Annotated in this window: 1 protein-coding gene; it reads left to right on the forward strand. The window is 48.3% G+C overall.

The annotated features are described in order from the left end of the window. Positions 1-654: baseplate J/gp47 family protein (locus tag A3766_RS03945; protein ID WP_068641719.1), on the forward strand; the 654-nt coding region annotated here is incomplete at both ends.

The following is a 654-nucleotide window of genomic DNA, read 5'->3' on the forward strand; positions in this document are numbered from 1 at the left end:
TCAGCCGAGACGCTTCTTTTAACGCATTTTTAGAAAGTGATCCCGTTTACAAAATATTAGAGGTCGCTGCATACCGAGAGATGCTGATCAGAGCGAGAATTAACGACTCTGCTCATGGTGTCATGCTGGCCTATGCAATCGGCTCGGACCTCGACAACTTAGCGGCTTTTTTCGGCGTGACACGCCAATTGATCAGTCCAGGCGATCCAGATGCGCTACCTCCTGTTAAGCCAACTTATGAGAGCGATGACCGACTTAGAAAACGTGTCCAACTCAGTTTAGAAGGACATAGTACGGCTGGTCCAATAGGCAGTTATGTTTACCATGCTCTTGCGGCAAGCCCCCAGGTTAAAGATGTGGATGTCGACAGTCCATCCCCCGGAAAGGTCGATGTCACAGTGCTGTCCACGCAAGGCAAAGGCATGCCCTCAAATGAGCTGCTGGATGAGGTTTTTCAGACTTTAAACGCTGACGAAGTTCGGCCTTTGACAGACGAGCTAACAGTCAAAGCATGCCGAATCATAAACTACGACGTGCATGCAAAACTGTATTTATACGAAGGTCCCGATGCTGAGGTCGTGAAAGAAACCTCGGTGAATGCAGTGAATGATTATGTTCGCAACCATCACCTGCTCGGTAACGACATCACTTTAT

Source organism: Oleiphilus sp. HI0132 (genome assembly GCF_001635845.1).